12 protein-coding genes and 1 tRNA gene are annotated in these 13989 nt (G+C 38.3%); 4 read left to right on the forward strand and 9 right to left on the reverse strand.

From position 1 onward, the window contains the following. The 3 genes from pstA to B2X33_RS03460 all read right to left on the reverse strand — a co-directional run. A partial coding sequence (pstA, locus tag B2X33_RS03450) for a phosphate ABC transporter permease PstA (RefSeq protein WP_296667676.1) occupies positions 1 to 779 on the reverse strand: 779 nt, incomplete at its 3' end. A gap of 33 nt (positions 780 to 812) precedes the next feature. Further along, positions 813 to 1658, reverse strand: a complete 846-nt coding sequence (gene pstC, locus B2X33_RS03455) for a phosphate ABC transporter permease subunit PstC (protein ID WP_296667678.1) — start codon at positions 1656 to 1658, stop codon at positions 813 to 815. Positions 1659 to 1779: 121 nt separating this feature from the next. After that, positions 1780 to 2652, reverse strand: a complete 873-nt coding sequence (locus B2X33_RS03460; RefSeq protein ID WP_296017481.1) for a substrate-binding domain-containing protein — start codon at positions 2650 to 2652, stop codon at positions 1780 to 1782. Positions 2653 to 2942: 290 nt separating this feature from the next. On the opposite strand from B2X33_RS03460, the gene B2X33_RS03465 reads away from it, so the two are divergent. Beyond that, positions 2943 to 3013: transfer RNA gene (locus B2X33_RS03465), tRNA-Gly, on the forward strand. 20 nt (positions 3014 to 3033) lie between these two features. After that, positions 3034 to 4131, forward strand: coding sequence for a diguanylate cyclase domain-containing protein (locus B2X33_RS03470; protein WP_296667680.1), 1098 nt, complete (start codon positions 3034 to 3036; stop codon positions 4129 to 4131). Positions 4132 to 4146: 15 nt separating this feature from the next. Here B2X33_RS03470 and B2X33_RS03475 read toward each other — a convergent pair whose 3' ends face one another. The 5 genes from B2X33_RS03475 to B2X33_RS03495 form a co-directional block, all read right to left on the reverse strand. Beyond that, a complete protein-coding gene (locus B2X33_RS03475; RefSeq protein WP_296667682.1) occupies positions 4147 to 4863 on the reverse strand; it encodes a response regulator transcription factor in 717 nt (238 codons plus the stop codon). Then, the gene (locus tag B2X33_RS03480; RefSeq protein WP_296667685.1) at positions 4864 to 6477 is read right to left on the reverse strand and encodes an ATP-binding response regulator; all 1614 of its coding nucleotides are present in this window, start codon (positions 6475 to 6477) and stop codon (positions 4864 to 4866) included. It abuts the gene before it with no gap. Between the two features lie 52 nt (positions 6478 to 6529). After that, on the reverse strand, positions 6530 to 8623 hold the full coding sequence (locus B2X33_RS03485; RefSeq protein WP_296667687.1) for an Lnb N-terminal periplasmic domain-containing protein: 2094 nt from the start codon (positions 8621 to 8623) through the stop codon (positions 6530 to 6532). A gap of 1 nt (position 8624) precedes the next feature. Then, positions 8625 to 9071, reverse strand: a complete 447-nt coding sequence (locus B2X33_RS03490) for a DUF3015 family protein (protein WP_296667690.1) — start codon at positions 9069 to 9071, stop codon at positions 8625 to 8627. A 236-nt stretch (positions 9072 to 9307) separates the two neighbouring features. Then, on the reverse strand, positions 9308 to 10333 hold the full coding sequence (locus B2X33_RS03495) for a sugar kinase (RefSeq protein WP_296017444.1): 1026 nt from the start codon (positions 10331 to 10333) through the stop codon (positions 9308 to 9310). A 375-nt stretch (positions 10334 to 10708) separates the two neighbouring features. Between B2X33_RS03495 and B2X33_RS03500 the strand changes: the two genes are divergently transcribed. Both B2X33_RS03500 and B2X33_RS03505 read left to right on the forward strand, forming a co-directional pair. Then, positions 10709 to 11269, forward strand: coding sequence for a hypothetical protein (locus tag B2X33_RS03500; RefSeq protein ID WP_296667692.1), 561 nt, complete (start codon positions 10709 to 10711; stop codon positions 11267 to 11269). Between the two features lie 74 nt (positions 11270 to 11343). Beyond that, positions 11344 to 13188, forward strand: a complete 1845-nt coding sequence (locus B2X33_RS03505) for a TonB-dependent receptor domain-containing protein (protein WP_296667694.1) — start codon at positions 11344 to 11346, stop codon at positions 13186 to 13188. Here the strand turns inward: B2X33_RS03505 and B2X33_RS03510 are convergent. Then, entirely contained in the window at positions 13154 to 13831 is a 678-nt protein-coding gene (locus tag B2X33_RS03510) for an ECF transporter S component (RefSeq protein WP_296667696.1), read from the reverse strand. The genes B2X33_RS03505 and B2X33_RS03510 overlap by 35 nt on opposite strands. Between the last annotated feature and the right edge of the window lie 158 nt (positions 13832 to 13989).

Here is a 13989-nt window from a genome sequence, read left to right on the forward strand (position 1 = left end):
TTCAGCACAACTACAAACAGAACGAGCACAACCGCAGTCGCATACGCCTGCTCTGTCCGCAAACCTTCGCACCACAGCGAATACAAATGAACTGCAAGAGTTCGGCCGCTTCCCATTAAATTGTTCGGAATATGGGCTACAGTTCCTGCCGTATACAAAAGCGCCGCAGTTTCTCCAATTATTCTTCCTACGCTCAAAACAATTCCATTTACAATTCCAGGAACTGCAACCGGCAGGACAATCTTAAATACAGTGCGCAGTTTTCCAGCGCCAAGACCAAAACTTGCTTCTCTGTACGTCATTGGAACAGAAAGCAAGGCTTCTTCAGAAGTTCTCATTATTACTGGCAAAATCATAATTGCCAAAGTGCAGCAGCCTGCCAAAAGCGAAAACTGCCATTTCAACGCAGTTACAAAAAGCAAAAGTCCAAACAAACCGTAAACAATCGACGGAATTCCTGTAAGAGTTTCCGCCGTAATTCTAATCACACGGACAAAACGGTTTCCGGCTTTTGCATATTCTGCCAAATAAATCGCCGCTCCAACACCAACCGGAACTGCCATAACAAGCGAAACAACCAGCACAATCGCAGTGTTTACCAATGCCGGAAAGAGAGAGGCATTTTCGCTCGTGTAATGCAAAGAAAAAAGCGACGGATTTATATACATCGCGCCTTTTGCAAAAATATAAATCACAAGACCTGCAATAATTGCAAAAGTAACAAATGCGCAAGTTCTTAAAATAAACCGAAAAATTGCAGATTGTTTTGTCTGATTCATATCAATTCCTCCAAAAACTGCTAACTGCTATTTTTACGCCTTTTTCTTTGTTATCATAAATACAAAATTTATAATCAAAATAAAAAAGAATAAAACAACCGAAGTTGCAATCAATGCTTCACGGTGAAGTCCGGCGGCATATCCCATTTCAAGAACAATATTTGCCGTTAAAGTGCGGATTCCTTTTACAAGTCCGCGAGGCATAACCGCCTGATTTCCGGCAACCATAATTACAGCCATAGTTTCGCCGACCGCACGTCCAACTCCAAGAATAATTCCCGCAATAATTCCAGATTTTGCGGCAGGAAGCTCAGCAAAAAATACGCTTCGCTCCTTACAGGCGCCCAAAGCAAGAGAGCCTTCGTAATAAAGCTCAGGAACAGCCCTCAAAGAAGTTTCGCTAACGCTTATAATCGTCGGAAGAATCATTATTGCAAGCACAATCGAAGCAGCAAGAATACTAGTTCCGCTTCCTCCAAAAACTGAACGGATTACCGGCACAATAGCCGTCAAACCAAAAAATCCGTATACGACAGAAGGAATTCCAGCCAAAAGATTTACACCGTGCTTCATAACAGGATAAAACTTTGCAGGACAAAAACGAGCCATATAAATCGCCGTCATAATTCCAAATGGAACGCCAAGAATAATTGCACCGAATGTTACGACAAGGCTTCCAACAATCATTGGAAAAATTCCGTACAAATCAATCTCAGGCTTCCATTTCATTCCAAGCAAAAAGTTTCCAAAACCAATTTTCTGCATTGCCGGCACGCCATTTGCAAACATAAAAAAACAAATCAATGCAACCGCCGCAACACTCACGCTCGCCGCAAGCAAAAAAATCAATTTCATTGTCGATTCTAATTTTGTTTTCAAAATATTTCCTTCAACAATTCAAGAACTAAAAAACTGGACTGCCCTCAAAAATCACGCATGCTCCGTTTTTAAGCATTCACATCACTTTTTTTGACAGTCCGCCTTTTTTACCAACCAAAAACTACTTTACTTCGCTCCACTTTGTAATTTCGCCTACAAAGATTTTGCGAACCTGTTCTTTTGTAAGACCATTTGCAGGATTCTTCTTGTTTACTACAACTGCAATACCGTCGATTGCGATTTTGTCAGCATTTACGCCAGTTTCGCTTGCTTTAAGGTCACGGCTAGCCATACCAATATCGCAAACACCCTGAATTGCACTGTTTACACCTGTTGTAGAATCACTCTGAGAAACTTCAACAACGATTCCAGGGTTTACTTCTTTGAATGCTTCAGCAAGTTTTTCCATAACAGGGAAAACCGAAGAAGAACCAGCAACTGTAACTTTTCCAGATTTTACATTTGCAAGATATGGCTGATTTTTAGCAACAGCAATGTAGCCTTTCTTTTCTACAATTGCCTGGCCATCAGCAGAAAGAATAAATCTCTTAAATTCGCTCGCGGCAGGAGAAAGACCGTCTTTTGTTACAATGTTAAAAGGACGGCTAACTTTGTATGAGCCATTTTTGATATTTGCAACAGAAGCAACTGCACCGTCAATTTCCAAAGCCTTTACAGTGCTATTCAAAGAACCGAGGGAAATATATCCGATTGAAGAAGGATTTCCAGAAACAGAAGTAATTACAACTTCTGTACTGTTTGTAATATCAGCGGAATCAACTGTCATATCAACTTTTTTGCCCTGAGCATTTTTAGCTTCGACACCAAAAAGTTCAACAAAAGCTCCGCGGGTTCCAGAGCCAGCCTCACGAGAAATTACAGTAATCGAATCCTTAATTTTTCCATCTTTCTTTCCCCATGGCCAAGCCCACAAATCTGAACCAAAAAGAGCCAAACCAGCAACTGCCAAAACTGCAATCTTATTAATTTTCATAGTAAAAACCTCCTGTATGAAAATCTAATTTACAATAAGCAATTTAAGTCTGCGCTGTAAAAATTGTGCTATAAAATTGTTAAAATTCGGTTAAATTTTTTGGAGCGCATTTTTCTCTCAATCCGGCCAACCGCCACTTGCTCACGCGCGGTGCTTCGCACAGCCTGCGGCTTGGCTAATGTCCGGGCTAAAAATTGCATAAAAAAAATCAAGTGCATCTGTAATTTTTTAGATTTTTTTTAGAAATATTGTTTTTTAGTGTTTTATCTATTATATTTAAAGTCAGATTTGCAGATGTAATATAACGGTAGTATACGACCTTCCCAAGGTTGGCGCGCGGGTTCGACTCCCGTCATCTGCTCATTTTGGAGTAAAGAGTTCGTGTCTCCTTATTTTTCGACAATCACCTGCATAAATATTTTTTCCCTTGTAATTCTTTTTGTTTTGGTTTCCGGGAATTCTATAATCAGCACTTATCAAAAAAATAAATTTCAGACAACAGGCGCAATTGTTTTTTTAATCTGCATTATGGAAGTGCTCACGATAATTTTTAACAACACTCCGCCAAAATTCAAATTTTTCCATATTGCTTCAAATTATATCGGTTTTAGCCTTACTCCAGCCGTCTACGTTTCTTTGAGCAAGGCACTTTTTCCACACATTGGCGAAAATCGTTTTAAAATAAATCCAATGGTTCTTTTATGCGCAATTTATTCGCTCTGGCTTCTTGTTTCGCTGATTGCAACTCCAAAATACAGCGTTTTTTACGTTGATAAAGAAAATCATTATTCAAGGGCAAAGGGCTTTTTTGTTTACGTAGTTTTTTACATGCTCAGTCTTTTTTATTTTTTGCTCACAAACATCCGGCTTTCTATGCGTTTTTGGAAAAATAACGGAATTGTACTGCTTCTTAACTTTTTGCTTGTTTTTTTTGGAAGCATCGTTCAATTTTTTTATCCCGAAATTCAAATTACGTGGCTTACAATAAACATTTCCCTCCTGACTTATTACATCTATCACACAACTCTTTACCAGCAGTTAGACGTCCAAACCTGTCTTTTAAATTACGGAAATTTAAAAAAATGGCTCTGCCGCCAAAAAAAAGACCACTGCATTGTTGTTGCAGAAATTGACAATTTTGCAAAACTTAAACTAAATTATTCACGCAAAGAAATCGACAGGATTATTGTGACTGTTTCAAAAATTTTCAATAAATTTTTCAAAAAATACGGTCAGTGCTACAGAATCGGAAGTGAAGAATTTTTAGCGACAATAAGCGACATGACGCTCAATTTTGACGAGCTCAACCGCAAATTTTTTATCGAATTTATAAAAGAAAGTTTCGATTTTAAAGAAATGCCTCTTGTTACTCTAGGTTACGCAAAAATTTCGAAAAATTCCGATTTAGACAAAATTTTATCGCTGACAGACATAAAAAAACGCGAATTCATAAAAAAACGTCCAGAATATTTGAGCTAAAAATCAATTTTTGCTTTATTCTGGCACAAAAATATAACCACATTTGCTCACAGAAACTATGTGGCGAGGATTTTTTTTGTCGTCCTCTATTAGATTGCGCAAAGTCCGGATATTTACGTAAATGTTGCTTTCGAGAGTTTTTTCGTCCGGAATAGGCTCATTCCAAACGTTTTGATAAATCGCCTCGAACGACAGGATTTTATTTGAATTTCGGATAAAATAAAGCATCATATCGAACTGTTTTTTTCGCATTGGAATTTTCTTTCCATTTTTACAAACCGTAAAAGAATTCAAATCAAGTTCAAAAATTCCATTGGCATAAATCGTTTCGAGTGTATTTTTGTTAAAATCAATTAGCAAAGATTTTTCAAGCATTCTTTTTATTCGCAAAATCAATTCTTCAATGTAAAAAGGCTTTGTAATATAATCGTCACAACCTTCTCTAAAACCTTCAACCTTGCTTTTTTCGGTATTTATCGAAGAGACAATCATAACTGGAAGAATTTTGTCTTGAAGCCGAATCGAATGTAAAACTCTCATTCCTCCAATGTCATCTCCAAGATTTAAATCCAAAATTACAAGGCTTATAAAATTTTTTGAAAGTTTTCTGTATGCGTCTTTTGCGTTAAAACATTGAATTACTTCAAATCCCTGCTCAACAAGATTTTTGGCAATAAAATTATTCAGCGACTCAGAATCTTCAACTACCATTATAATTTCTTTTTCGTCCATTCAACCAAGCCTCTTAAAAATCACAGTAAAAATACTGCCGCTCACTGCTTCAGAATTTTCCGCATATTCAAGCTCAAGCCCGTTCAATTTGCAAATTTCATTTACAACATAAAGCCCAAGCCCGACAGACTGCTCATTTTTTCCGTGTTTTGAACCAATTCCCGCAAAACGATTAAATAGAACCGGCCTTTTTTCTTCAGGAATTCCAACTCCATCATCAATTACACGCAAAAAAGTATTTTCTTCGCTTGCATCGATTCTAACTTTTATATTTCCTTCTGGAAAAGTATATTTTATCGCATTGTCTACAAGATTTACATAAATTCCTTTTAAACTGTTTTCGTCACAAAAAATGCGCGGATTTTGAAAATTACATTCAAATGCAAAAGCTTGATTTTTTCGTTTGGCTTTTTGAATCAAAAATTTGTTTTCTTCTAAAAGAAATTCTTCAAGATTTATAATTTTTGGATTTACAAGATAACGTCCGTCTGAAATTCTGTAAGAATTCAAAACATTCTGAATAATTATGTTTATCTGGCCGGCGCAATCGCAAATACTTTGAATTTCTGACAGAAGCCTCTCGCTTTTTTCGTCTTTTGCCATTTTCTGCAATTTTTGAATTTCATTCAATAAAACCGTGAGCGGCGTATTTACGTTGTGCGTTACAAAATACAAAAAAGTGCTTTTTTCTTTTTCGCTTTTTAAAAGCTCCTGTTTTTCAAGCCAAAGATTTCTGTAATTTTCGAGAATCCGAATTCGTCCAAGCAATGCCGAAATATCAAACGGCCGCACAAGAAAATCATTTATCTGGCCTTCAAAATTTTTTTCCATAAGATAAGAATTGTATTTGTTCACAAGCATCAAAACTGGAAACTCAAGAACCGCATATTTTTTCCGAATTGTCTTGCAAAGATAAAAAGCCTCGTCATTTTCCGATTCCGGCGAAATTATCAGCATTTGAATAAGATCGTCTTCGATTGCAAAAAGCGCTTTTTGAGAACGCTCCAAAATTCGCACAAAAAAACCATAAGACTGCAAAACAAGCCTCAAAGTCAGATTGTAAGAATTTACATCTCCATAAATTCCAATAGAAATTCTAGGTTCGACATCTTTTTTTACAGGAACATTTTTCACAAGCTGAAGCAAAATATCTTTTTCTGAAATTTTTTGATTATCGCTATAAGTTTTTTGACCAATTATGTCTTTTATAAGATGAATGTTTTTTGTAATAAGTCTGGCAGCAGAAATTTGAGAATTTTCGTCAAGCGGCTCAGAAAGAATTCCAGACATTGCCTGAATTGTCTGCAAAGGCTTTGAAATTTCGGACAAGACAGTTTCGTAAGATTCGTTTTTTTCGTCTTCAGTTTTTTTAACTGCCGATTTTTCGTCTTCGAGAGTGTCAGAAAAAAAATCCTGCAAAGAATCAGCTTTGTTTTCTTTTTCTTCAAAAATTGAATTGAGCATAAAACCCAAAACTGTAATCAAAATTTCTATGCACACTACGCTGTAAAAGACAATTTCAAAATATTCGCTTTTAAATTCATGCCAAAAAAAAAGAAAAATAAGAAGAATTACAGAAAATACGCTGATTAGTATCGAGAGATTTTTTTTCATTCGTTTCCCTCCGTAAAATATACATTTATTTTTCAAAAATTACCATTGCGCCTTAAAAAAATAGATTGAATGAAATATTCCATTCGTGCCAGTTTTTTTTATAATTGCGCAAAAAAGAATAGCCGCCCTTAAAAGACGCGTTTTTGGAAACAGACAGGCAGGTTTCAATTCCAAATTTTGAACGCAAATATTCGGTATCAAAAACATTCAGCATAAAGTCCGCATAAATTTTGGTTCTAAAAATATCAATTCCGGCAATAAAACCTGTTTCTCCGCCAGCAAAAAGTTCCGTTCCGTAACTGTACGACGGAGAAAAATAACAGTCGATTCCGGCCAAAGCATAAAGTTGAACTCTAGAAATTGGACGAATACTAAAACCGTACAAAGTTTTTAAGCGCCAGGCAAAATTTTCAGAACCGTCTTTGTCAAGATTTTTTTCAACCCCGGTCAAAAGCTGCGAAGCACCGTTAAAGAAAAATAAATCGCTTGTCGGAAGCGAAATTATCGAAAGCAAATCTGCTTTTTGAAGATAAAATTCGTTTCTAGAAAAATTATACCGCAAATCAACCATTGCAAAGGCAAGCTCCGAGTTCTCAGAATATCCAGCCGAACGCTCAAGCTGCTCATGCGCGGTCAGACGGAAATTTGTCCCGATAAAGCCACCTTTTTTGTCGTATCCGCCGGCAAAAGCAATTTTTTTAGAACCATGCGCTTCTTCCGGATGCGCAGGAACCGAAAATTCCGGCGGATTAAGTTTTCCAAGCTTGCGTCTGGCAGACAAAACAGAAAGATAGCGGGGTCTGTATTCATCCGAAGATATTTTATTTGAATGAAGAAGAACATTCAGATAATCTGCGCAAAGCTCCCAGATTGCGGCCTGTTTTTCAGGCGAAATATCCTTAAAAGGAAAATCTTCCGCAGTTGTTTTTCCAAGGCAAAGTTTTTTTGCAAATTTTTGTTCTTTTTTTGTCAAAAGTGCCTTTTCATTTTCTATTTTTGAATAAACCGACGGTCTGTATTCAACTTTATCCGCAAGGCCAGATTCGTAAACCAATTTTACAGTTTCGACAGGTTCTACAACGCCGCCAATCAATTCGGTCACTTTTGTCGAAGGGCGAGCCGCTTCTATCAAAAAAAGCAGGTTGTAAGAGCAGTTTTCGCCAGTAAAATAATATCTTGAATAAATTCCTGCCAAGTCAAAAACATGGCGAAGCATTCTATCTTTTTCGTCATCTGTCAGATTGAGCCGGTATTCCCACATATCGCGCATATCCATATCAGAATACTGTTTGATTTTTTCGTAATATGCTTCAAAACCATAATATCCGTGAAAACCGCCTACAAGTCCCAAGATTGCATAAAGCGGACCGCCAGTCATACTCGTTACAGCACCGTAATTTATAGAATTTGCAGTAAGGCGAGGACGTCCTTTTGTTTCGACCAAAAGAAAAGTGTGTCCAAAAACAGAGGCCGGTCTTTTTAAATATCCTGCCGGAAAAACCAGATAAATATCGCCCGGATTTAATTTTGCAAAAAGCGCCTGATAAGCGGCATCTCCGTCATAAGGAAAATCGCTATTTTTAAGCCCAAGTTTTTCGCAAATCCATCTGTAACGTCCCGGAAAACGTTCAATTGCGTGTTTTTTAATTTTTGTATTTTTTTCTGAGCCGTCAGTTTCTTTTTGATTTTCAGAGTTTATTTCTTCTTTAGTTTCTTCAGAAATTTCAATTTTTTCTTCAAAAAATGCGCGGACTGTCGCTATAAGTTCAGCGCGCGGATTAGTTTTTCCATTTTTTGCGCAAAAAAATTCTGGATCGTCAACAAGGCTTTTATAATGTCCAAAAAATAAAGGCTTATAATGAACCAAAGTGCGCCAATAAGGTTCTTCCCAAAGTTTTAAGTCTTGTGCCTTTTGGATTACTTCTTCAACATCAATCGATTTTTTTTGCCCGATTAGATTCTCTACAGAAAAACTCTCTTCAACACCAGTCTTCTGTCCGAAATTTAAAAAAAAACTTTCTCCAATGCCTTTCTCTATATTAACTTCCGAAAATGCAGAAAAAATAAAAAAAAGAGAAAAAATGCCTATAAACAAATAAGGTACGGCTTTACGACCGTACCTTACCTTGCTGATTGAAAAAATCAACTTAGCTTACAAAAGAATAAATTTTGCTTGTAACTTCTTCAGCAGAAACATCTGCAGAAGTGAAGATTTCATCAAAATTGTTCTGAAGAGCAGCTTTGAAAGCAACTGAGTCAGAAACATTGAGCATAGTTGAAAGAGTGTCGATGTATTCGCCTTCACCCTTAGCAATGTCTGATGCAAGAGCGTCCATGTTGTCTGCTACGAACTGATTTGTTTCTGTCATTCCAACAAGACCTTGGTCATATCCAGAAGTTCCGAATGTGATAGCAAACGCCTGGTTCCACCAAAACCAGTTGTTGAGCCATGAAGCGAGAAGATCATAAACTGGACCAGATTTATCTCCAATGAGAACATAACCAAGACCAGGACCTACGTTTGTTGCAAAAGCCGAAGAAGAAAGAACCAACATTCCAGCAGCAACCAAAGCAGCAATCTTTTTTCTTAACATAAAAAACCTCCTATGTTTTTTCTACTTAAAAAATCTCACTAGATTTTTTTGTTTAACAACTAAACAAATACTATTAGAAAAAACTAAAAAAAATCTAAAACAAAATAAAAAAGGGCGGTTTTATTAAGGAAAGCCGCCCTTATAAAGGACATTTCGGCAAGCAAAACGCCCGAAAATTATTTTTTTCAAGAAACTGAAAAGCAGTTTCTCGTTAAGATAAGTTTTCTTTAGAAAACTTATCTCTGAATTCTTCCAGAACCGTCGCCGCCTGCGAGCTTGTTTACTTCGTCCTCAGAAACCATGTTGTAGTCTCCGATGATTGAGTGCTTCAAGCAAGATGCTGCAACTGCCCAGTTGATAGAATCCTGTGTGTTCATTCCCTTGAGCTGAGAGTGGATAAGTCCGCCGCCGAATGAGTCGCCGCCGCCAACGCGGTCAACGATGTTCATGTCGTACTGCTTAGAGAAAGCGTAGTCTTTGTCATCAACATAGAGAAGAGCCTGCCACAAGTTGCGGTTAGCGTTGATTGATGTGCGGAGAGTGATTGCAACTTTCTTAAAGTTGAATTTCTCTTTGAGCTGGCGAGCAACTGAAAGGTATCCTTCGTTGTTCAATTCGCCCTTAGTTGTGTCTGTTCCTTCAGACTTGATTCCGAACACGTCGTTTGCGTCGTCCTCGTTAGAGATACAAACATCAACGTACTTGCAGATTTCTGTCATCGCTTTGCGCGCTTCGTCTTTTGTCCAAAGCTTTCCGCGGTAGTTGAGGTCGCAAGAAGTTGTGATTCCCTTCTCGTGAGCTGCCTTGCATCCTTCGATACAAGCCTGAACCATGTTTGGTCCGAGAGCTGGAGTGATTCCTGTGATGTGGAACCAAGAAGCTCCTTCAAGGATTTTGTTCCAGTCGAATTCTTCCGGCTTAGCAAGCTGGATTGAAGAGCCTGCACGGTCGTAAACGCATTTTGAGCCGCGCTGTGAAGCTCCTTTCTCGTTGTAGTAGATACCAACACGTGGACCGCCGCGAACGATATATTCTGTGTGAACTCCGTATTTGCGGAGAGAGTTTACAGCAGCCTGTCCAATCTCGTGTGTAGGAAGTTTTGATACAAAGTAAGCGTCATCACCGTAGTTTGCCAAAGAAACTGCTACGTTTGCTTCTCCGCCGCCGAAAGTTGTTGTCATTGAGTCAACCTGAACGAAACGATAATAGTCAGCAGGCTGGATGCGAAGCATCAATTCACCAAAAGTTACTACTTTTGCCATTTTGTGTGTCTCCTAAAAAATATTTTTACGGAATAAAACCGCTAATTTTAGATATAGAATATATCAAATATAAGCAAAACTATCAATTGGAAGAATTAGAGAAAAATTTACATTTCTAAAACAAAGCGTTTAAATGCAATATTATTTGTTTTTGCTGACACTTTTTTTAAAATCTGCTAAATTCTCTCTGCAAAATACAGGGGAACTGTGTGCAATTCACAGGCTCGACGCGGAACGGTAAGACTGGCATTTAAATGGTTGTTTTTAACTGTACTTGCCTTTTAAGTCCGAATACCTGTTTTTTACCGTCTTTTTTTTAAGGCGATTTTACAAATCCGGCTCTACGCAACACTCTGGAGTCAAGGAGAAATTTTTATGAAAAGCACACGCTTTGTTTTTGACCGTGCACTTGCTGTTTTGTGCGCACTTCTTTTTGTTTCTTTTGGTTTTATGTCTTGTCAGCAGGAAGACGATGATAATGGACTTCCAGACGGAGTTTATGAACTCTCAGACAATTCTGCTTTAATTGGAACTTGGGTAAATTCTTATTCAGGCGGAACGGATGTATACAGGATTACATCCAGCACATTCGATAATAGCGGTACATATAGTTATAATGGCACAACAAGCACTTACAACTCATACGCAGGAAATAATCTCGTAGTTTCTTACACAAATGACGCAGCAACTTCAGGTTATATCTATATAAAATACACTCGTGCAATGAATTCTGACTATTCTTATTCTGAGACCGCTCCAGATGTCGGCAAATGGTACGCAATTGCATTTAAAGAATTAACAGCTTCTTCAGTTTCGCTTTCCGGTGCATATAACGCTTCTGGAAAAATTTCGGCCGAAACTCTCGAAGAAGCAATTTCTACTTTTACTATTGCCAACGGATATTTTACTACTTACAGCGAATGCGTAAAACAGTAGGTTTTCTGTTTTTATTTCTTGCAACCGGGGTTTTAGGGGCGGAGCCCCTAGGAGATGGGGTAGCGGCCAACGAAGTGGACGCGCAGGGGAAGGCTTTCCCCTCCTCTATTTCTGATTCAGAACCGGAAATTTCGCTTCCGAAAATCGTCACTTATGTTTCGGCGCCGGTTGTTGAGCAGCGGATTGTTTTTTCTAAGGAAGACATTGAAAAGCTTCATGCAGAGGATCTTTCTGCTGTTGTGCGTCAGGCTGGGATTCAGAGCCTTGATTACGGCGCTTACGGGTTGGAAAGCAAGCCTTCGATCCGCGGTTTTACGGACGAAACGGTTCGTGTTGTTATTGACGGGCTGTGCATGAACAACGCTCAAACCGGCACTTTTGATTTTTCTTCGATAAATGTTGCTGACGTCGAAAAAATCGAAATTGTGCGCGGCGGTTTTACGGAAGGAACGGAAGATGAAGGTTCTGTTGGCGGCGCAATTTACATCACCACAAAAAAGCATGCTTTTGGACGGCAATTTTCGTCGGACACTGCCCTAAAATCCTTTTTTAACCAGAATTTTCCGCTCGACACGGTAATTCAAAAAATCGCATATTCTGCGGTCTTGTCGGAAAATTCTTTTCTTTCGGTAAGCGCAAAAGGCGGTTTTGCAAAAAATTCTTACATTTATAAAACTTCTCAAAATTCCTTTAAGGAACGCAAAAATTCTTCTGTTAAAGACGGCAATGGCGACATTCGCTTTACGCACTGGCACAACGGAAGCAGGATTACCGCGGCTTCTTCTGTTTATTCCGGCGACAAAGAAACTCCAGGCGTTGAATATTCGACAAATCAAGGAAAGCAAAAGGACTTTAACGTAAATTTTACGCTTTCGTCGTTTTCTCCGGGCCTTTTTGGAAAAATGAACCTGACTTCAAACCTCGCATACTTGCGCAACGACAGAAAATACAAGGACAATTATGGTCCAAGCAGGCACAAAATCAACGATTTTAAAGGTTCTGTCGCGGCGGATTTTTACAGATGCGGAATTTTTGCTCAGAGCGCGGCTGTTTCGTTTGACCTTACGCATTTAAATTCAACAAATTCTGGAATTCATTTTCAGCCGTCTGGAGTTTTTAAAGAAACTTCAAAACTCTATTTCAACAGTTTTTTCTCAATGACCGTTCCGATTGCGATAAAATTCTGCGGAAAAAATCTTGCTTTTATTCCAAAAATTGGATTTGCTGCTAAATTTTCAAAAATCGAAATCTTGCTCGACGGCTACAGAATGGTTCAGTTTCCGAATATGGACGATCTTTATTGGGAAGGTTCGGGTTACCACGGAAATCCAGATTTAAAACCAGAACAAGGCTGGGGAGCGGATTTGACGTTCAACCTTAAAAATAAAATTTTGCCTTCTTCTATCCAGTTTTTTTCAAATTTTTACGAAAAAAAAATCACTTGGAGCGGCGGAACTACTCAAAATGTAAACAGCGCATTCTATTTTGGAGTTGATTTTAACGCGCAAAAAACTTTTTTTGACGGAATTTTGACTTTAAAAGCCAGCGGCGAATATCTTTACAACGAGCTTGTGGATAAATCCAACGAGCTCACCTACAAAAAAAGAATAATGTGGACTCCGGATTTTACAGGAACTGCGCAGGCAATTGTCGATTTAAAAAAATTTGACTTTTCGGTCTCGGCGCAATACACAGGAAAACGCTATAAATCGAATATGAATATAACTTTTCTTGAACCGTACACTCTGCTCAACCTTAACCTGAATTTAAAATTCTGGAAAAAAATTCTTATCTATTTTAAGGCGGACAATATTTTGAATGAACGCTATCAGTCGGTCGAAAATTATCCAATGCCAGGAACTTCGCTCACGATTGGCTGCAAAATCAAAACTGAGAATGAAAAAGCAAATTTACGTTGAGCCGAAAAATTACGCGGTTTAAGGCAGACAAAAACGGCTTAGAAAAAAACAATATCGTAACGACAGTGCTCAATGCCAAACCAAGGTTAAAAACAAAACCGCCTGCAAGCATAACAAAAAGTGATTTTACATTGTCGATTCCAAACATAAAAACGCTGCTCAAATCCGCAATCGGTCCAGTTATAAAAATAATCACCAAAAATGATGAAATACAAAAAACGCAATAATCCAAAATTCCAAAATTTACGGCCTTGTTTTTTTGAAGAATTTTGTTGCGTCCAAACCGAAAGCGCCGAACAAAGCCAAAAATTGCGCCAAAAATTCCCCATGAAGTCATCTGGTACAAAGTCCACGGACCTTGCCCAAAAATAAAATTCGACAAAAGCGCGGAAAGCGAGCCAATCAAAAAACCGCGCAAACTGCCAAGAGCAATTCCGCTCAGACAGATTATTGCCATGACAGGATTAAAATATGGAACAAAACTAAAAATTGAACGGAGCGCAATGCAAAAAGCGCATAAATCCGCAACGAGAATAAGTTCTCCGCTGGAAGGGCGGGTGCGTTCGTAAGCAAAATAAAAACCGAGATTTATCAAAACTAAAAAGGCGAGCACAACGCCCTGGCCGCTTTGCCAAAAATTCATTTTTCCGCCTCCACCTCAGAATTTTTGCCGGTTGAATTTTCAAATCCGCGCAAAAGACGGTTGCGCGCCGTTGTGTAAAAAATATTTTTTTCAAAAAAGTCCGAAGTTTTTTCTAAGCCGCAAATCCGCCCTTCAAACATAAGCCCGGTAAAATCCGC

The organism is Treponema sp. UBA785, from assembly GCF_002297065.1.
Lineage (GTDB): Bacteria > Spirochaetota > Spirochaetia > Treponematales > Treponemataceae > Treponema_D.